This is a genomic window from Roseateles sp. P4_D2 (assembly GCF_056401875.1).
In genome coordinates, this window is sequence record NZ_JBFUIM010000007.1 from 280115 (window position 1) to 299708 (window position 19594).

General features: G+C 66.9%; 16 protein-coding genes. 4 read left to right on the forward strand and 12 right to left on the reverse strand.

The genetic code is table 11. The annotated features are described in order from the left end of the window. Positions 1-25 precede the first annotated feature (25 nt). Both AC1DW0_RS14980 and AC1DW0_RS14985 read right to left on the reverse strand, forming a co-directional pair. Positions 26-1339 (reverse strand): hypothetical protein, encoded by a 1314-nt coding sequence (locus AC1DW0_RS14980; RefSeq protein ID WP_477946665.1) that lies wholly within the window; start codon positions 1337-1339, stop codon positions 26-28. Then, the gene (locus tag AC1DW0_RS14985; protein ID WP_477946736.1) at positions 1336-2328 is read right to left on the reverse strand and encodes an RluA family pseudouridine synthase; all 993 of its coding nucleotides are present in this window, start codon (positions 2326-2328) and stop codon (positions 1336-1338) included. The genes AC1DW0_RS14980 and AC1DW0_RS14985 overlap by 4 nt, the downstream gene beginning before the upstream one ends. Before the next feature lie 625 nt (positions 2329-2953). Between AC1DW0_RS14985 and AC1DW0_RS14990 the strand changes: the two genes are divergently transcribed. From AC1DW0_RS14990 to AC1DW0_RS15005, 4 genes are all read left to right on the forward strand, one after another. Then, complete coding sequence (locus tag AC1DW0_RS14990) at positions 2954-5878, forward strand: Rne/Rng family ribonuclease (protein ID WP_477946667.1); 2925 nt, start codon at positions 2954-2956, stop codon at positions 5876-5878. 89 nt (positions 5879-5967) lie between these two features. After that, positions 5968-7524, forward strand: a complete 1557-nt coding sequence (locus tag AC1DW0_RS14995; protein ID WP_457355626.1) for a POT-type proton-dependent oligopeptide transporter — start codon at positions 5968-5970, stop codon at positions 7522-7524. Between the two features lie 59 nt (positions 7525-7583). Beyond that, positions 7584-9287: a COG3904 family protein gene (locus tag AC1DW0_RS15000; protein WP_056204205.1), complete on the forward strand. Its 1704-nt coding sequence runs from the start codon at positions 7584-7586 to the stop codon at positions 9285-9287. A gap of 123 nt (positions 9288-9410) precedes the next feature. After that, positions 9411-10427, forward strand: a complete 1017-nt coding sequence (locus AC1DW0_RS15005; RefSeq protein WP_477946669.1) for a hypothetical protein — start codon at positions 9411-9413, stop codon at positions 10425-10427. A gap of 22 nt (positions 10428-10449) precedes the next feature. On the opposite strand, the gene acpS is transcribed toward AC1DW0_RS15005, so the two are convergent. From acpS to lepA, 10 genes are all read right to left on the reverse strand, one after another. Then, positions 10450-10848: a holo-ACP synthase gene (gene acpS / locus AC1DW0_RS15010; RefSeq protein WP_056204219.1), complete on the reverse strand. Its 399-nt coding sequence runs from the start codon at positions 10846-10848 to the stop codon at positions 10450-10452. Then, positions 10845-11612, reverse strand: a complete 768-nt coding sequence (locus tag AC1DW0_RS15015) for a pyridoxine 5'-phosphate synthase (protein ID WP_477946671.1) — start codon at positions 11610-11612, stop codon at positions 10845-10847. Before AC1DW0_RS15015 ends, acpS begins: the two co-directional genes overlap by 4 nt. Positions 11613-11649: 37 nt before the next feature. Further along, positions 11650-12129, reverse strand: coding sequence for a hypothetical protein (locus AC1DW0_RS15020; protein ID WP_477946673.1), 480 nt, complete (start codon positions 12127-12129; stop codon positions 11650-11652). Further along, positions 12116-13561 (reverse strand): hypothetical protein, encoded by a 1446-nt coding sequence (locus tag AC1DW0_RS15025; protein WP_477946675.1) that lies wholly within the window; start codon positions 13559-13561, stop codon positions 12116-12118. The genes AC1DW0_RS15020 and AC1DW0_RS15025 overlap by 14 nt, the downstream gene beginning before the upstream one ends. A 121-nt stretch (positions 13562-13682) precedes the next feature. Continuing rightward, positions 13683-14453, reverse strand: a complete 771-nt coding sequence (gene recO, locus AC1DW0_RS15030) for a DNA repair protein RecO (RefSeq protein ID WP_477946676.1) — start codon at positions 14451-14453, stop codon at positions 13683-13685. Positions 14454-14555: 102 nt separating this feature from the next. After that, complete coding sequence (gene era, locus AC1DW0_RS15035) at positions 14556-15482, reverse strand: GTPase Era (protein ID WP_457355642.1); 927 nt, start codon at positions 15480-15482, stop codon at positions 14556-14558. Further along, entirely contained in the window at positions 15479-16171 is a 693-nt protein-coding gene (gene rnc, locus AC1DW0_RS15040; protein ID WP_056204240.1) for a ribonuclease III, read from the reverse strand. Before rnc ends, era begins: the two co-directional genes overlap by 4 nt. Before the next feature lie 16 nt (positions 16172-16187). After that, positions 16188-16571 (reverse strand): DUF4845 domain-containing protein, encoded by a 384-nt coding sequence (locus AC1DW0_RS15045; RefSeq protein WP_457355644.1) that lies wholly within the window; start codon positions 16569-16571, stop codon positions 16188-16190. 7 nt (positions 16572-16578) lie between these two features. After that, entirely contained in the window at positions 16579-17562 is a 984-nt protein-coding gene (lepB, locus tag AC1DW0_RS15050) for a signal peptidase I (RefSeq protein WP_082533020.1), read from the reverse strand. A 21-nt stretch (positions 17563-17583) separates the two neighbouring features. After that, the gene (lepA, locus tag AC1DW0_RS15055) at positions 17584-19392 is read right to left on the reverse strand and encodes a translation elongation factor 4 (RefSeq protein ID WP_056204249.1); all 1809 of its coding nucleotides are present in this window, start codon (positions 19390-19392) and stop codon (positions 17584-17586) included. Between the last annotated feature and the right edge of the window lie 202 nt (positions 19393-19594).

The window sequence follows — 19594 nt, forward strand, 5'->3', positions numbered from 1 at the left end:
GATGTTCGGGCTTTCGCCTTGAGACTCAGGGGCGCTCGACTTGGCGCAAGCGAGATGCATAACCGGGGATCGGCTCCAGCCGGCAAGGCTGACGGGCGCCTTCGGCGGCCGGTTCGGTGAACAGCCGGACTGCGGGCGATTCGAGTGTCACGCCGGCCTCAAGCAGGATGTCCCAGATGGCTTCGTAGCGCGCTGCCACATCGGCCGCATTGCCAGTGCAGAAGGCTTCTCTCAGCACTGCGGCGACGGGATTGCAGCTGACGGGAGAACCCTTCGGCTGATATGGCATGGTGGCGCCGCGCGCCCAGCTTGCGAAATGCGGCCTCCACGCCTCGAATTGCTCCTGATCCCCGCCTGCTTCCCAGAAGGCTGCCATGACGAAGCAGCCCTTGGCCGGCCCGGCGGCTTCGATGAGCCGGTCAAAAGCATCGAGCTGGCCTTGCTGGGTCGCCACGCCCAACAGCCAATGCGGCCCAGGCCCGCCCAGGATCATTGGCTGCTCACCGAAGTAGGACATCACCCCGGGTTCGCGCAATCGCTGCTCGATCACCGCCCACGGCAGGCCGCCAGCAGCCAATTCGTGCGCATGGCCGGCTCGCTCTTGGAGCGTCAAAGGCGCAAGGCCCCAGCGCTGCCGAAATCGCTCCACCGCGGCGTCCTCGGCACGCGCCCAGAGCTGAAGCAACCACCAACGCCGAGTTTGCATCGACGCATCCCGCAGGGACTGCTCGGCCAACCAATGGTAGAGCTCCGGATGCCGCGTACAACCGGGCCCTGCGCAAACAGCCGCGACCGCCAGAGGCATTGCGAGGCCCGACCTGCCCTGCTTGGACAAGCGCTGCCAGAAGGCCGGCATCCTCGGCTCGGCGCCCTCGACGTATTGCCCCATTGCCTCGGCCCAGGCGAATGCCTGCGATCCCGCTCGCAGGTCGCACCAAACGTCGTCGGCGGTGCCCACATCCGCCAACAGCGTGTCGCGGTGCCGGGGGCGGGCCTGCCCATTGCGCAACGGCTTCATCTCGACCGCCAGCTTCAGCCCCAACTGCTCCATCCGCTTCTGAACTGTTGCCACGCGGCGCTTGGCCAGCGCCGTCTGCGCTCTCTTGGCCGGCGACAAGTGCAGGGCCAGCTCGTTCGCCGGGCACTGCGCGGCACGCACCGCCAACTCGTTCAGGGCGACAAGGCCGTCGCGTGTCAGTCGATCGGTGCGCGCTTCGAATTGCAGGGGAATGGGCGCAGGCGGCATGATCGTCATGGCGGCCACCCACGAGCCGCCCAGAGAGGTCGCGACGATGAAGGCCGCCCGGCCCAACCGCTCAAGCGCCCGCCACAACTTCATGCGGCACTGTCCACCAGGCTTCGGCAATCGGCAGGCAATGGCGCCTCGCAGGTCACCGTCTCCCCCGTCGCCGGATGCTGGAACTGCAGCTTTCGCGCATGCAAGAACATGCGGTCGAACTTGGCACGCCCACGCGCCAGCTCGCGGTTGCGCTCGAAGTCGCCGTACTTGGGGTCGCCGACGATGGCGTGACCGGCCTGCTGCAGGTGGACGCGGATCTGGTGGGTGCGGCCGGTCTTGATGGTCACGTCCAGCAGGCTGAAATGCGGCGTGCGCTGGACGACCTTCACCAGGCTGATCGACCGCTTGGCGCCTTCCTCATCCGCCTTGCCCGGCCTCACCCAGCGCTCGCCGTCGCCGCCGACGAACTTCACAAGCGGCACGTCGATGACCTTGAGCTTGGCCGGCCACTCGCCCCAGACCAGGGCGGCGTAGGTCTTGCCCGTCTCGCGCTCGCGCAGCTGATCCTGCAGTGCCACCAGCGCGCTGCGCTTCTTGGCGATCATCAAGAGGCCGGAGGTTTCCTTGTCGAGGCGGTGCACCAGCTCCAGGAACTTGGCCGTCGGCCGCGAGCGGCGCAGCGCCTCGATGACGCCGTAGCTGACGCCCGAGCCGCCATGCACCGCCACGCCGGCCGGCTTGTCGATGACAAGCAGGTGCTCATCCTCGAACACCACCGGAAACTCACGCGCCGGCGCCTCGGGCTGAGCCGGGCGCTCGGGCAGGCGTACCGGCGGGATGCGCACCTCGTCACCAATTTCCAGCCGGGTGTCGGCCTGGGCCCGGCCTTTGTTGACCCTCACTTCGCCGGCCCGGATGACGCGGTAGACGTGGGTCTTGGGCACACCCTTGAGTTCGCGCAGCAGGAAGTTGTCCAAGCGCTGCCCGGCGGAGCCTTCGTCCACCGTGACCCGGCGCACGGCTGGCGCCGTGGCAGGGGTTTGCGTGGTGTCGGGTGGCACTTGGCCTACCCCTATAATCCTTTTCACCACGTTGCTGCCGTAAGTATTTGATTTGTTTGATTTTAGCGGCGGTAACGTGTGGCCGACGGGGCACAGCCCTGGCGGCCACAGGCGATGCAACGCGAAAGACGGCCGGCAGGTTTCCTCCCCGAGTGAGTGAACGGCCCGCTGCCCGACGCGGCAGAGCGATGACACAAGAACCCGCGAGCCCCGCTGCCCTTGATTGTTTCAAGGAACCCGGCGCCCGCAGACAACAAGGTTTCCATGGCGACAGAGCACCTGGCCTTCGGGCCGCGCGAGCTGTCACCAGCGTCCAGCAGCCCATGCAGATGAGCATGCCCCTCCCCCCACACGCACCTCTGCGGCCCCGGCTAGATCCCGGTGTGGCCGCCCTGCCCCGGCTTGTTGCCGGGCGGGTGCGCGCGGGAGCCGGCGGCTCGGCTCGCATGACCGCTGCTGCGGCGCACGCGCCAACGCCAACTGCGCGCTGACCCCCACGGTCGGCCGCGCTTTCGGTCCAGGGCGATTCCTTCCTCGGTTCTCGAGTCATTGCCCGTGCATCTTTAGCCGCCAGCGCTTTGGCTTGGCGGCGCGATGAACGTGCGCGTTTCGCGGCGGCTGACAAGCCGCCCGGCGCGAGAGGAGTGATGACATGAAACGCATGCTGATCAATGCGACGCAGCCGGAAGAGCGGCGCCTCGCGATCGTTGATGGCCAGAAGCTGCTGGACTTCGAGACCGAAATCGAAGGCCGCGAGCAGCGCAAGGGCAATATCTACAAGGCCGTCGTGACGCGGGTCGAGCCCTCGCTCGAAGCCTGCTTCGTCGACTACGGCGAGGACCGCCACGGCTTCCTGCCGTTCAAGGAAATCTCGCGCCAGTTCTTCCGCGAGGGCACCGACGTCAAGAACGCGACCATCAAGGACGCGATCAAGGAAGGCCAGGAGCTGCTGGTCCAGGTCGAGAAGGAAGAGCGCGGCAACAAGGGCGCGGCGCTGACCACCTTCGTCAGCCTGGCCGGCCGCTATCTGGTGCTGATGCCCAACAACCCGCGCGGCGGTGGCGTTTCGCGCCGCATCGAGGGCGAGGACCGCGAGGAGCTGAAGGAAAACCTCGACCAGCTCGAGTACCCCAAGGGCATGTCCCTGATCGCACGCACCGCCGGTATCGGCCGCACGGCGCCCGAGCTGCAGTGGGACTTGAACTACATGCTCAAGCTCTGGACCGCGATCGATGACGCGGCCAAGGGCGGCAAGGGCGCCTACCTGATCTACCAGGAATCCAGCCTGGTCATCCGCGCGATCCGCGACTACTTCACGTCGGACATCGGCGAGATTCTGATCGACACGGACGACCTGTACGAGCAGGCCAGCCAGTTCATGAACCACGTGATGCCCGACCAGGGCCATCGCGTGAAGCGCTACCGCGACGACGCACCGCTGTTCAGCCGCTTCCAGATCGAGCACCAGATCGAGACGGCCTTCAGCCGCACGGTGAACCTGCCGTCCGGCGGCGCCATCGTCATCGACCACACCGAAGCCCTCGTGTCGGTCGACGTCAACTCGGCCCGCTCGACCCGCGGCACCGACATCGAAGAGACGGCCACCCGCACCAACCTCGAAGCGGCCGACGAAATCGCCCGCCAGATGCGCCTGCGCGACCTGGGCGGTCTGATCGTCGTCGACTTCATCGACATGGAGGAGAGCAAGAACCGCCGTGACGTGGAACAGCGCCTGCGCGACGCGCTGCGCCAGGACCGCGCCCGCGTGCAGTTCGCCTCCATCAGCAAGTTCGGCCTGCTCGAAATGAGCCGCCAGCGCCTGCGCCCGGCACTCAGCGAAGGCAACCACATCACCTGCCCGCGCTGCAACGGCACGGGCCACATCCGCGACACCGAGTCCTCGGCACTGCAGATCCTGCGCATGGTCCAGGAAGAGGCCATGAAGGACAACACCGCCGCCGTGCACGTGCAGGTGCCGGTGGAAGTGACCTCCTTCCTGCTGAACGAGAAGCGCACCGAGATCACCAAGATCGAACTCAAGCAGCGCGTCACCGTGCTGCTGGTGCCCAACAAGCACCTCGAGACGCCGAACTACAAGCTCGAGCGCCTGCGCCACGACGACCCGCGCCTGGAGAACCTGCAGGCCAGCTACACGATGATCGAGGAGCCGACCGACGAGGTCGGCATCACGCGTCGCGGCGACGTCGAGAAGAAGAACAAGCAGGAGCCGGTCATTAAGGGCATCCTGCCCGAGCAGCCCGCGCCGGTCGCCGCACCGAAGCCCGAGCCCGTCGCGGCCGCGCCCGCACCGGCGCCCGTCGTTGCGCCCCCGCCGCCAGCACCGCAGGCCAAGGGCTTCTTCAGCCGCCTGTTCAGCTTCTTCGGCGGTGGCGATGCCGCGCCGGCCCCGGCACCTGCTGTCCAGGCGCCCGCAGCGGCGCCCGCCGCAACGGACAAGCCCAAGCGCGAAGGTGGCCGTGACGGCCGCCGCGACGGTGGCCGCCGTGGTGAGCGCGGCGAGCGTGGCGAACGCGGTGAGCGCAACGAGCCGCGTGGCCAAGGTGGCCGCCGCGATGGCAAGCCGCAGGAAGCCCGCGGTGAGCGTGCCGAACGCGGTGACCGCAAGCCGCGCGCCGAAGGCGCTGACAAGCCTGAACAGCAGCAACGCCCGGAGCGCGGCGAGCGCACCGAACGTGGTGAGCGTGCTGAACGTGGTGAGCGCACCGAACGCGGTGGTGACCGCCCGGAGCGTGGTGAGCGCCGCCCACGGGGCGAGCGCCAGGAGCGCCCGCCGGTCGAGACCGTGGCCGCCTTGCCGGTTGCCGCGCCGTTGAGCGAAGACTTGGCCGCCGTCCACGACGCGCCGCCGGCCTTTGTCGACAGCCAGGCCGAAGCCGCCCTGCCTCCGACTGGCGACACGCCGGCCGGTGAAGAGCGCCAGGGCCGTGGCCGCCGCCGTCGCCGTGGTGGCCGCGAGCGCGACGATCAGACGGGCACCGAAGGCACGGCAGAAGCCGGCGTCGAAGCACCGGCTGAAGTTGTTGCTGACGCAGGCGCCGAAACCACGCCGCCCGTCGAAGGTGATGACGCCGAGGGCCATGGCCGCGAAAGCCGCCGTCGCGGCGGTCGCAATCGCAACCGAGGCCGCCGTGAGGAAGGTGCCGTCGAAGGCCAGGAAGCCACTGCTGGCGAGGAGGCCGCTTCGGCCGCCGCGCCGATGCAGAGTTCGCTGATCGAAGACGCGATGGCCAATGCCGCCGCACCGGTCCAGGCGCCCGCAGCCGTGGCCGCCGCGCCGGCTCCGGTCGCTGCACCTGCGCCGGCCCCGGCGCCGGTTGTCCAAGCCTTCAAGCTGCCGATGGGCGAGCTTCAATCCATCGCCGAAGGTGCCGGCCTGCAATGGGTCAACTCCGACGCCGACAAGATCGCCGCTGTGCAGGCCGCCATCGCGGCCGAGCCCGCACCGGCCCCGCTGGGCCGCGAGCCGGCAGCGGTCGCCGTTGTCGACGAGGGCCCGCTGGTGCTCGTGGAAACCCGCAAGGATCTCAGCCAGGTGAAGCTGCCTTTCGAGGCATGATTCGGGTCGGCTGATCCCACCCTCCAACGCCGCTCGGCCACAAGCCGGGCGGCGTTTCTCTTTTTCAGAGCCCCAACTCCGAGGCCCCCATGACGACCACTGTCACCGCAGACGCCGCCACCGCGGCAAGCCCCGCGGCCAAGATGCCGCCGCAGATCCCCTACATCATCGGCAATGAGGGATGCGAGCGCTTCAGCTTCTATGGCATGCGCAACATCCTGACGGTCTTCATGATGACCAGCCTGCTGCTGGCCATTCCCGAGGACCTGCGCAAGGCCGAGGCCAAGGAGGTGTTCCACACTTTCGTCATCGGCGTCTACTTCTTCCCGCTGCTGGGCGGTTGGCTGGCCGACCGCTTCTTCGGCAAGTACCCGACCATCTTCTGGTTCAGCGCCGTGTACTGCGCGGGGCATGCCTGCCTGGCCCTGTTCGACGACAACATCCGGGGCTTCTACTTCGGCCTGTTCCTGATCTCGCTCGGCTCGGGCGGCATCAAGCCCTTGGTGAGTTCATTCGTTGGCGACCAGTTTGACAAGAGCAACCGGACGCTGGCGCAGAAGGTCTATGACGCCTTCTACTGGATCATCAACTTCGGCAGCTTCTTCGCGTCGCTGCTGATGCCCCTCATCCTGAAGAACTATGGCGCCAGCGTCGCCTTCGCGCTGCCGGGTCTGCTGATGCTGGCCGCCACCGTCATCCTGTGGAGCGGCCGCAAGAAGTATGTGCACCAGCCGGCGCGCGGCGCCAATCCGCACAGCTTTTTGAAGGTGGTTTGGACGGCCTTGAAGGCCGGCGGCGCTGGCGCCGCCGTGGCATCGCTTGGTCTCGTTGGTGCGGCCTACTCGCTGAGCCGCATCGATGGCCTGGGCCTCGTGCCGGCGGTCTGCCTGGCCCTCGTGCTGGTGATGGGCTTTGGCGGCGTGGGCGCGGCGATGCAGCTGGAGCGCGCGCGCGGCGTGCATCCGGACGAGGCTGTCGACGGTGTGCGTAGCGTGCTGCGCGTGCTGGTGCTGTTCGCGCTGGTCACGCCGTTCTGGTCGCTGTTCGACCAGAAGGCCTCGACCTGGGTGCTGCAGGCCGATCAGATGGCCAAGCCCGCCTGGTTCCAGTCGTCCATGATGCAGGCGCTGAACCCGGCGCTGGTGATGATCCTGATCCCCTTCAACAACCTGGTGCTCTATCCCACGCTGCAACGCATGGGCCTGCAGGTGACGGCACTGCGCCGCATGGGCGCAGGCATCGCGCTGGCGGGTGCGGCCTGGATCGTCGCCGGCGTGTTGCAGCTGTGGCTGGACGAAGGCACGACGGTCAGCATCGTCTGGCAGATGCTGCCCTATGCGCTGCTGACGCTGGGCGAGGTGCTGGTCTCGGCCACCGGGCTGGAGTTCGCCTACAGCCAGGCACCGCTGTCCATGAAGGGCACGATCATGAGCTTCTGGAGCCTGTCGGTGACCATCGGCAACCTGTGGGTGCTGCTGTCCAACGTCAGCATCAAGAGCCCGGCGGCACTGCAGGCGATCAAGTCGACCGGCTACAGCGAGACCGCCTGCCTGATGTTCTTCTTCGCCGGCTTCGCGCTCGTGGCCGCGACCCTGTTTGCGCTCGTGGCAAGGCGCTATCCGATGCTGAACAATTACCGCAGCTGAAGTGCGGCGGTGAATAGCCACCTTGGTTTCAGCGCCTGGCTCAGTAAGCTGCGCGGCACATGACAGACGCTCAAAATCGCCGCCCCTACGTCGATCCCACGCTGGTCGATCACCATGCACCACGCGCCGCGCCTGAGCCGGCGCCCGAAGCTGCGGCCTGGCAGCAGTCCTCGAACCGCCCGCGTCCGGCGGGCGCCCGGTCGCCGCGCACCCGCGTGATCCGCGAATCCAAGCGCGGCTACTTCGCCCGCCACTGGCATGGCGAGATGAGCCTGGTGCGTAGCTACTGGGTCAACAACTTCCTCGTCGCCACGCCACTGGCTTTCCTGCTGACGGGCCTGATGACCTGGATCAGCGTCAAGGGCGACTCGCTACAGGTCAGCGCCATCTCGCTGCTGGTGACCATGCCGCTGCTGCTGGCGCTGAACCTGTGGTGCATCGTCGGCGCCTGGCGTGCCGCGGCCAACTATCTGCGCGAAAGCGGCTCGGCACTCTGGGGGTGGCTGGCGCGCATCACGCTGGCATTGAGCACCCTGCAGTTGTTGGCCTCGGTGGTGTTCGGCTTCCTGCCCAGCGTGGGCGAGTACTGGTCCATGGCCCGCGGCGTCGACCCGCTGGGGCAGGCCAAGTTCAGCTTCTCCGCCGATGGCCGCAGCCTGCGGCTGGATGGTGTCATCGGCATGGGCGACGGCGAGCGACTGCGCCAACTGCTGAACAGCGAGGCAGCACGGGACCTCAAGCGCGTGGAGCTGGCATCACCGGGCGGCCGCGTGCGCGAAGCCGAGCGCATGGCCGCTGCCCTGAAGGCACGCGGACAGGCCAGCCGCGCGGTGGGCACCTGCGCCAGCGCCTGCACCCTGGTCTTCCTGGCCGGGCAGCCCCGCCATATGACGGCCACGGGCGAGCTGGGCTTTCATCGCGCATCCACCGGCACCTACAACCCGGTCTTCGAGGAACTGGCCAACCAGCAATTGGCCAAGACCTACACCGAGCTGGGCCTGCCACAGCCCATGATCGACAAGACGCTGCGTACGCCGTCGCGCAGCATGTGGTTCGTGCCGCGCGACGAGCTGGTCTCCTACGCCTTGATCGCGCCAGCGCCACCCACACTGGCGGTGCCACTGCCGGCCGCCAATGCCACGCTGGCCGATTTCGACGACGCGCTGCACATGCACCCCGTGTGGGAGGCGCTGGACAAGCGCACCCCAGGCACCGTGGACGACATCGCCAAGCGCATGCTGGCCGCCCACCAGGCCGGCGCCAGCGAGGAGGAGGTGCAAGCCACCGTGCTGTCGCCCCTGGCCCGCCAGATGCCGGATCTGCTCGGCGGCACCGACGCCGTGTTGCGCCACCGCTATGTGCAACTGGTGTCCGACCAGCTGAAGGCCCTGCGCACACCACCCGCGGGCGTCAGTGCCGGGGCCTGCCGCGACCTGCTCGACGGGCGCATGGGCGTGCGCCCGCAGCTCCCGCAGGCCTTACAGGTGCGCGAAGCCCAATGGCTGCAGGACGTGGCCAATGGCACGCTGCCACACCGGCAGCCCAAGCCGGTCAGCGCCCTTGAGATCGAGGTCCTTGAGCGCACCGTGGGGCCGACGGCCATGGGCATGCTGTCGCGCCTGTGGGTCGACGCGCCCGAGGCGGCCAAACCCAGCGTCGCTGCCAGCTGCGACCCCGCCATCGCCATGCTGGACCGCCTGCAGGGCCAGCCCCCGGCCCGCCGGGACCTGGCGGAGCGGCTGCTCTTCCAGCCATCGCGCTGATCAGGACCGCATAAGTTCGCTTGGGTGAAATTACCCAGGCCAGCTGATGCCGGTCGTCCCTTCGCCCTTTCTACGATACCGCTCGGTTGCCAATTCGGCACCGCTTTTCATGGAGTTGCTTTCGTGACCATCGCCTCCCCGCTGCGCCTGCCTTTGCTTGGCGCCCTGCTCGGCCTCAACCTCGCCGCCCAGGCGGCACCGAGCGCGCCCGCCGCCGTCAGCTTCGACACCACGCCACGTGCCGGCCAGCATCAACGACAGCAGATCGACTTGCAGGCCGTCATGAAGATGCGCGTCGAGGCCAGCCCCGAAGCCACGGAAGAGCAGCGCGCCAAGATCACCAAAGCCGCTGAGGGCATCAGCCTGATGGGGCCGATGAAGATGAGCATGCGCATGGAGCAGACCATGAAGGTAGATGCCCCGGACACCGCGGGCTGGCTGCCGCTGAGCTTGGCGGTCGGCGCCAAGGGCGGCAGCGTGGAAATCGGTGGCAAGCCCACACCGCTGCCCAGTCTAGGCAAGACCGACATGCGCATTGCAGCGCGCTTCAACCCCAAGGACTTCGGCTTCGAGGTGCAAAAGGTCGAGGGCGGCTCACCCGAGCTGAGCGAGGCCATGAGCAATCAGGGCAAGGCCGCGATCAGCGAGTCCCTGCAACTGCTCAAGGCCCTGAGCCAGCGCCCGTTGAAGGTCGGCGACAGCGTCGAGGTGCCGCTGAACATGGCCCTGCCCATGCCGCTGCCAGGCGGCGCCGGCGGCATGCAAGGCCTGGTGCGCTACACGCTGGCCCGCGTGGACAAAGGTGTGGCGCATTTCGACCTGAGCATGGATCTCAACATGAACATCGACACCCCGCTGCCCAAGCTCGCGGCTGCTGCATCCGCGGCCAGCGGCGCGGCCGCGGACGCTGCACCGCCGATGCTGCACATGCTGATCACGGGTGGTGGCAAAGGCACGAGCTCGCTGCGCCTGGCCGACCGCCTGCCACTGGCCAGCCAGCTCGCCATGGACATGAAGATGACGATGAACGGGCCCGACAACGGCCGGATGTTCATGGACATGGACATGGTCGTGCAGTCCAAGGGCGAGTCCCTCGCCAAGCCCGCTGCCGCCAAGCCAGCGGTCAAGACGGCGCCCTGAGCGGGGGCGCCAGGACTCGACTCTAAGGCGCCGACTTCTCCACGACGACAAAGGCGACGGCATAGTCCTGCTCGTCGCTGACCGTCACATGGGCGCTCAAGCCTCGGGCGGCGAACCAATCGGCCAGCGCCCCATGCAGTGCGATCTCGGGCTTGCCACTGCGCGCCTTGACAACCTCCATGGCCCGCCAGGTCATGGGCATGCGCATTCCCATGCCGATGGCCTTGGAGAAGGCCTCCTTGGCGGCGAAGCGCGTTGCCAGATAGGCCTCGCCGCGCGCGTCGACCTTGGCACGGCGCTCCCTGAAAACGGTCAGCTCGTGCGGGCCCAGCACCTTCTCGGCAAAGCGCTCACCGCGCCGCGCGAGCGTGGCTCGGATGCGGCGGATGTCGCAGACGTCGGTGCCGATGCCGTAAATCACTGGTACGCCGTGGCAATGACCTGTTGATAGCTACGCACCGTATCGGCGTAGCCCAGCTCCAATGCATCGGCGATCAGGGCATGGCCGATGGACACTTCCTGTACACCCGGGACATGGCGCAGGAACAGGCTGAGGTTGTCGCGATTCAGGTCGTGGCCGGCATTGATGCCCAGGCCGACCCTGAGCGCCGCCTCGGCCGTGGCCGTGAAACCGGCCAGCACGGCGTCCTGGCGTTCGGTACCGAAGGCGCTGGCAAAGGTCTCGGTATAGAGCTCGATGCGATCCGCGCCCAGCTCGGCCACGGCCGCCATCGCGGCCGGATGCGGGTCCATGAAGAGGCTGACGCGCACACCCAGGCTTTGCGCTTCACGGATCAACGGCTTCAGTCGCCCGGCGTCCTGCGGCAGCGTCCAGCCATGGTCGGACGTGAACTGCTCTTCCGAGTCCGGCACGAAGGTGACCTGATGGGGCCGGTGCTTGCGCACGAAGTCCATCAGGTTCTGCGTCGGGTTGCCCTCGATGTTGAACTCGGCTTGAGGCCAATCCTTCAGGAAGGCGGCGAGGTCCTCGACGTCACTGGCGCGGATATGGCGAGCATCGGGCCGTGGATGCACGGTGATGCCCTGGGCACCTGCCAGCAGGCACTGCTCAGCCGCACGCAGCACGCTGGGGATCCCGAGGTGGCGTGTGTTGCGCAACAGCGCGACCTTGTTGACGTTAACGGACAGCGCGCAGCGGGCGCCGGCGTGGGCAAGCGGGTTCATGCCCCCATCGTAGTGGAGCGTCACAACCCCTGGCGCGTCAGGGGGAGGTGCTGAGCACCATCAGCAGTCCGTCGCGCACGTCACCACCGGCCGGCAGCCAGACGACCGAGAAACTGCGCTTCGCGTCCCCGGCGGCCGTGAAGCGCTGCTGCCAGGCCGGGTTGCCGGTCTCCACGCGGCCGGCACTGGCGGCGAGCTTCCAGGCCGGCGTGGCAGCCTGCTGGTAATGGCCCAGCACGACCTCCCAGGCGGTATCGCCGGGCAGCCGGTAGAGCTGGGTGTCCACGACCCGCGCCTGCATCGCCTTGCTGACAACCACGTTGGCACGGCGAGCGGCGGACAGCGAAGGCTCACCGAAATGATCCCAGTCCACCGCCACGGCGCCGGCCGGCGGAGTGGGCAGCGCCACGACCGGCGTTGCGGTGGCGGCGGTGCTCATCATCAGCAAGCCCAGGCCGGCGAGCAGGCAGGCGCGGCGGGCCGGGTCGGTGGGAAGTTGGGACTCATGGCTTGGCATGTTCGCGGGTGACGATCCAGGTGCCGTTGAAGGCCGCACCGGCGCCGCTGCTGGCGGCCTGCTCCAGATCGGGACGGCCGTTGGGCAGGGTGCGCGTGGCGACGCTGGGCACCAGCGCCCAGAATAGCTTGTCGTCGGCACTGACCTGGTCGCTGATCTTGGCGTCCATGGCGGCCTTGACGCCGAACTGGGTCCATTCCTTCAGCACCGAGGCGGCAATGCCCACGGCCGGATTGGCACGGCCCGCGGTCTTGTCGACAACCGTCAGCACGCTCTTCAGCGTCGCATTGATCAGGTCGCCCTGCTCCTTCGCGTCCTTGGTGATGTCCTTGACCGCTGCGCTCACGGCGCCGGCGTAGTAGCCGGCCGTCTCCGCGTTGACGAAGCGCTGGCCGCCACCGGGAGCAGCAGTCTGGGCCTCGAAGCGCGCGGCCGGGTTCTCGTTCTTGCCGTTGCCCAGCGAGATCTGCGCCTGGATCTCGCCCAGGGTGTTGAAGTCCTTGGCGTTCAGCGAAGCCTTGGCATAGGCCGCCAGCGCCGAGCCGTTGGCCGTTTCGCGGTTGGCGGCCAGTTCGCGCATGACGCCATTGGTGTCGCTCAGGATCAGCTGGCCCATGCTGCGCCGCACGTTCTCGGCGGCGTCGGGCCGGCCGCGGCCCGCCAGATCGGTCATCACCGAAGCGGCGTCGGCGAAGACGCGGGCCTTGGTGTCGGCATCACCGATGCCGCTGGCGACCTTGAGCAACTGCTCCAGCGACTTGGTGTCGGTGCGCACCGCGCCGACGCCGCCACCCATGCCACCCGCGACGAGGAGGGTCTCGTTGGTGGCCGCCTTCAGTACCGCCTGGCGCTGCTCGGGCAGCAGGCCCTGCAGGGCCTGCTGGGCGGTGGCGGAATCCATGCTGCCGATCACCTCGGCGATCGCGCGAGCCTGCGGATCGTGCAGGCGCGACTCGTTCATCGTGTCGATGGCAGTTTGGTCTGTCGAGGCGCCGGCCAGCTGTTTGACGAAGTCGAGCTTGGTCTGGCTGCTGCCATGCTGACCGACGGCGGCGGCCAGGTCGGTGATGTTGTCGTCGGACAGCAGGCGGTCGCGCGAGGTCTGGCGGCCGGTGGTGCGGTCGAATGCCTGTGACAGCTTGGCCAGATCAGCGCCGCTGAGGTCGCGGGCCATCTCGTTGAAGAAGTCGCGCCGCTCGCCCTGGCTCAGCCCGCCATTGCCGAACCACGAGTCGTCGTTCATCTCGTCGGCGATCTGGCGCAACTCGTCCGCGCCGAGCTTCGCCATGACCGCCCGGCTGTCCGCCGCGTCGAGGTTGGACAGGATGGACTTGACGCTCTTGATGTCGCCGTTGGTGACGGGGTTGAACCAGCCCGTCTCCATGTGGTGGCGGATGTCCTTGACGGCGCTGTCGACGGTGTTGGGCGGCATGGTGGGCTCTCGGTCGGATTGCAAGGCGCCGGGCAGTCATGCAGCACCAGCTCATGCCGCGCATTCTTGGCAGTACCTGGCCGCGCCGAAAGCTGCGTCTGGCCCTAGCCGCGGCGCAACCCTAGCTGCGGCTGACCCTAGCCCCGTCCAGCAATTGCTGCACGTCGACCATCAGCGAGCGGGTACGCAGCTGCTGGTGGCCAAGGTGGTAGTGGAGCAAGCCGCGCAACGTGGTCTTCAGGCCTTGCAGCTCCGCCGCGCAGGCCTGACGCAGCGCGGCGGGGCTGCCGTGCAGCAGCGCGGCCTGGAGCTGGATGAGCAGCGTGCCGGGCAAGCTGGCGTCGCTGGTGGGCGGGATGAGGCCGGACTCGGGCGAGAGCTGGTAGCGGCGCGCGGGATCGATGGCAGTCTGCGTGGTCGTGACGACGCTGAGGTCGGGCAGCAGGCCCAGCTCGGCCAGCAGCCTGATCTCGAAGGCACGCAGCGCCGCGTCGCCCTCGGCCAGATGGGCCAGCGTGTCGGCGTAAGCATCGAAGAGCCGGGGATGCGGGTCGTGGCGGGCCAGCAGCTTCATCAGCAGCTCATTCAGGTAGTAGCCCGAGAACAGCGCCGCACCCGCCGGCAGGGTCGCACCGCCGCCCCACTCCGCGCTGCGCAGGGTCTGCACCTCACCGCCCTCCGCCTTGGCGGGCTTGGAGAGACTGACAGAGATGCGCTGCAACGGCAGCAGTACGGCGCGCAGCTGCGAGTAGGGCCGTTTGGCGCCCTTGGCCGCGACGGCGAGCCGGCCGGACTCGCGCGTGAACAGGTCGAGGATGAGGCTGGACTCGCTCCAGTCGTGCTGGTGCAGCACGTAGGCCTGCTGGACCGCAGGCGGGCGCGTCAGCCGCATCGGCTCGGCCGATGAACAAAGCCACAGAGGCACAGAGGCACAGGGAAATTCAAGGTTTTCCTCTGTGTCTCCGTGCCTCTGTGGCTGTGTTGTCTTTGACGATCACTCGTAGCCGTAGCTGCGCAAATGCTCTTCGGTATCCGCCCAGCCCGAGCGCACCTTGACCCACAGCTCCAGGAAGACCCGGCCATCCATCAGATGCTCCAGTTCCTGGCGCGATTCGGAGCCGATGCGCTTCAGGCGCTCGCCGCCCTGGCCGATGATCATGCCTTTGTGAGCGTCGCGCTCGACGACGATGCTGGCGCTGATACGCCGCAGCTCGCCCTCCTCTTCCCACTTGTCGATGATGACGGTGGAGGTGTAGGGCAGTTCGTCGCCGGTCAGGCGAAACAGCTTCTCGCGGATGATTTCGCTGGCGAGGAACTTCTCGCTGCGGTCGGTCAACGCATCCTCTTCGTAGAACCAGCCCTGCTCGGGCAGATAAGGCTTGAGGATCTTGAAGAGGCGGGTGACGTCGGATTCCTTCTTGGCCGACAGCGGCACGAACTCGCTGAAGTTGCGGCGCTCCTGCATGCCCTTGAGCCAGGGGGCCAGCTCCGCGCGGCGGTGCACGGCATCCAGTTTGTTGGCGATCAGCACGACCGGCTTGTCTTCAGGCAGCAGGCCCAGCACCTTGGCGTCGTCCAGGCCAAAGCGGCCGGCCTCGACGACGAAGAGCACGAGGTCGACGTCGGCCAGCACGCCGTGTACGGTGCGGTTGAGCGTGCGGTTGAGCGCGGCGTTGTGCTTGGTCTGAAAGCCGGGCGTGTCAACGAAGACGAACTGCGCCTCCTCGACAGTGCGCACGCCGGTGATGCGGTGGCGCGTCGTCTGGGCCTTGTCGGACGTGATGCTGACCTTCTGCCCGACCAGGGCGTTCAGCAACGTGGATTTGCCGACATTGGGGCGACCGACGATGGCGATGAGGCCACAACGCTGGGGAGGACCGTCAGCGGTGGCGGCGGCAGGGGGTACAGCGTCGGTGGTCATGATTTGCCTCGTTCGGCGGTGAGTCTATCCAGCAGGCGGCTGGCAGCCTCCTGCTCGGCGGTGCGGCGGGAGCGGCCTTCGCCGAGTTCGGCCACGTCCAGGGCCGGCACCGCACATTCGACCTCAAAGGTCTGGGCATGGGCCTGGCCGCGCGTCGCGACGATACGGTAGCTGGGTACGGCGATGCGGCGGGCCTGCAGCCATTCCTGCAACGCGGTCTTGGCGTCCTTGGCGAAGTCACCGGCACTGGTGGCGGTCGTGATGGTCTCGCCGAGCAGGCGGCGCACGATGGCCAAAGCAGCGTCGTAGCCAGCGTCGATGTAGGCCGCGCCCAGCACGGCCTCGACAGCATCGGCCAGGATGGACGGGCGCTGCGCGCCGCCGCCGCGGGCTTCGCCGTCGGACATCTTCAGCACCGCCGGCAAGCCCATGGCCAGCGCCAACTTGTGCAGGCTTTCCTCGCGCACGAGATGGGCGCGCACGCGGGTCAGGTCGCCTTCGTCGGAGCCGGCATAGCGCTCGTACAGCAGGCTGGATACGGCCAGGCTGAGCACGGCGTCGCCGAGAAACTCCAGGCGCTCGTTGTGATCGGCGCCGTAGCTGCGATGGGTCAGGGCGCGTGCCAGTAGTTCGGGTCGCTGGAAACGATGGCCCAGGCGCTGTTGCAGGGCCTCAAGCACGGCGCTCATCGAAGCGGAAGCAAGGTCAACGCGACTTGCCGTGGTACTTGATCAGCAGGTAGACCGGCCCGAAGAGGTCAATCTCCTTGTCCCAGGCGAACTCGATGACGACACGGTCATTGCCGTCCTTGGTCACGACGAGGTCGCTGCTCTTGAGGCTCTGGATCGAGTATTCGACGGCGATGGCTTTGTCGAACTCCTGGCGCACCTGAGGCACGGTGGAGGGGTTGCCGGCCGAGATACGATCGACCACGCGCTGCACGGTGTAGTACTCCAGCACCGTCGGGAAGACCTTCATGCCGACGACGGCCGTGGCGGCGAGAACGATGCCCCAGAACAGCAGGCCGAACAGCGTGACGCCACGCTGGCGGCGAGAGGAGGTCGGCGACGAAAGGCGGCTGCTGCTCATCTGCGTGTCAATTGAAGAAGGTACCGATGCGCTTGAGGTTACCGAAATTCATCCACACCAAGAAGGCCTTGCCGACGATGTTTTCATCCGGCACGAATCCCCAGAAGCGCGAATCACGCGAGTTGTCGCGGTTGTCGCCCAACATGAAGTAGTGTCCGGCAGGCACCTTGCAGGTTACGCCCTCGATGGTGTAGCGGCAATTCTCCTGGAAAGGGAAGGGGCCGTCGGCACGGTCGGCACGGAAGAAGGTCTGGGCCTGCGGCTGCACGAGGATCTCGTGCTCCTTGTCGCCGAGCTTCTCCAGGAAGCGGGGTCGGTAGACGCGCGGCGAGCCACTGTCGTCATAGAAATTGCCCTGGGGCTGCACCGGCGCGGCCTGGCCGTTGATATAGAGCTTCTGGTTGACGTAGCTGATCTCGTCGCCCGGGATGCCGGCCACACGCTTGATGAAGTCGGTGCTCGGGTCTTCGGGGTAGCGGAAGACCATCACATCGCCACGCTTGACGTCGTTGTTCGGGATGATCTTCTTGTTGATCACCGGCAGGCGGATGCCGTAGTGGAACTTGTTGACCAGGATGAGGTCACCGACCAGCAGCGTCGGCACCATCGAGCCCGATGGGATCTTGAACGGCTCGAACAGGAAGCTGCGCAGCAGGAAGACGACGAGGATGACCGGGAACAGGCCGGCGGTCCAGTCCAGCCACCAGGGCTGCTGCAGGATTTGCTGGCGGGCGGGCTCCACGTCGCCATCCACCCGGGCGATGCCCTGAGCAGCCAGGTTCTCGCGGCGCTTGGCGTCGTTGGACACCAGCGCGTCGGCTGCAGCGCGGCGTGCCGGCGCGAAATGAAAGCGCTCGGCCAGCCAGTAGAACAGCGTCACCGCCGTCAGGACAAAGAGCAGCAGCGCGAAGTTGCCGTTCCATCGGCCGGCGTACCAGCCGCCCAAGTAGGCCACCAGGGCCGCATACAAAACGCCGGTGAGAACGCTCATCGATTGAAGGGGCATGGGGAGTTAATCGTCGACTTGCAGGATGGCGAGGAAGGCTTCTTGCGGCACTTCCACGGAGCCGATCTGCTTCATGCGCTTCTTGCCGGCCTTTTGCTTTTCCAGCAGCTTGCGCTTGCGGGTGATGTCACCACCGTAGCATTTTGCCAGCACGTTCTTGCGCAGCGCCTTGATGTTCTCGCGGGCGATGATGTTGGCGCCGATGGCGGCCTGGATGGCCACGTCGTACATCTGGCGCGGGATCTGCTCGCGCATCTTGGCGGCCACGCCGCGGCCGCGGTACTGGCTCTGGCTGCGATGCACGATCATGGACAGCGGGTCGACCTTCTCGCCGTTGATCATGATGTCGACCTTGACGACGTCGGCCGCGCGGTATTCCTTGAACTCGTAGTCCATGGAGGCGTAGCCGCGCGAGGCGCTCTTGAGCTTGTCGAAGAAGTCCAGCACGATCTCGGCCAGCGGGATCTCGTAGGTCAGCATGACCTGCTTGCCGTGATAGGCCATGTTGAGCTGCACGCCGCGCTTCTGATTGGCCAGCGTCATGACGACGCCGACGTAATCCTGCGGCATGTAGAGGTGCACCGTGACGATGGGCTCACGGATCTCCTTCATGCGGCCGATCTCGGGCATCTTGGACGGGTTCTCGACCTGGATGACCTCGCCGTCGTTCATCTCGACTTCGTAGATGACGCTGGGCGCGGTGGTGACGAGATCCTGGTCGAACTCGCGCTCCAGCCGCTCCTGCACGATCTCCATGTGCAGCAGGCCCAGGAAGCCGCAGCGAAAGCCAAAGCCCAGCGCCTGGCTGACCTCGGGCTCGTAGCGCAGCGACGAGTCGTTGAGGCTGAGTTTTTCCAGCGCATCGCGCAGCTGGTCGTACTCACTGGCCTCGGTCGGATACAGGCCCGCGAAGACCTGAGGCTGGATTTCCTTGAAGCCGGGCAAAGCCTCGGTGGCCGGGCCGGCATTGTTGGGCAGCTTCTTTTCCAGCGTGACGGTGTCGCCGACCTTGGCCGCCGCCAGCTCCTTGATGCCGCAGATGATGAAGCCCACCTCGCCGGCCTTCAAGCCATCGCGGTTCTCGCTCTTGGGCGTGAACACCCCCATGTGCTCGATCGGGTACACCGTGTTGGTGTTCATCATGCGGATGCGCTCGCCCTTCTTGAGCTCACCATCCACCACGCGCACCAGCATGACGACGCCGACGTAGTTGTCGAACCAGGCGTCGATGATCATCGCGCGCGGCGGGCCGTCCGGGTTGCCGCGCGGCGCCGGCATGCGGGCAATGACGGCCTCGATGATCTCGTCGATGCCCATGCCGGTCTTGGCCGAGCAAGGAATCGCGTCATCGGCGTCAATGCCGATGACGTCCTCGATCTCCGCCTTGGCGTTCTCTGGGTCGGCGGATGCCAGGTCCATCTTGTTCAGCACCGGCACGACCTGGACGCCCAGGTCCAGCGCCGTGTAGCAGTTGGCCACCGTCTGCGCCTCGACACCTTGCGAGGCATCGACGACGAGCAGCGCGCCTTCGCAGGCCGACAGCGAACGGCTGACTTCATAAGAGAAGTCCACATGCCCCGGCGTGTCGATCAGATTGAGGTTGTAGATCTGGCCGTCCTTGGCCTTGTACTGGAGTGCCGCGGTTTGCGCCTTGATCGTGATGCCGCGCTCACGCTCGAGATCCATCGAGTCCAGCACCTGCGCTTCCATCTCGCGATCGCTCAAGCCGCCGCAGCGCTGAATGATGCGGTCGGCCAACGTGCTCTTGCCGTGGTCGATGTGGGCAATGATGGAGAAGTTGCGGATGTGATTCATGGAGTCGGCTGCGGCTCTGGAGTGCTGGAGACACAACGGCAAAGCCGTTGCACCGAAGACTCATATCGCGCAGCGATGTGAAGGCGCGGGAGCGCCGTGTCGCAGGTAAAAAAAAGGCACGTCGAAGAGGCGACGTGCCTTCCAACAAAAGGTATGGCAACTGCTTGTTGGGCCTTCATTGTAGCCAAAAGGCCCTGCCGGG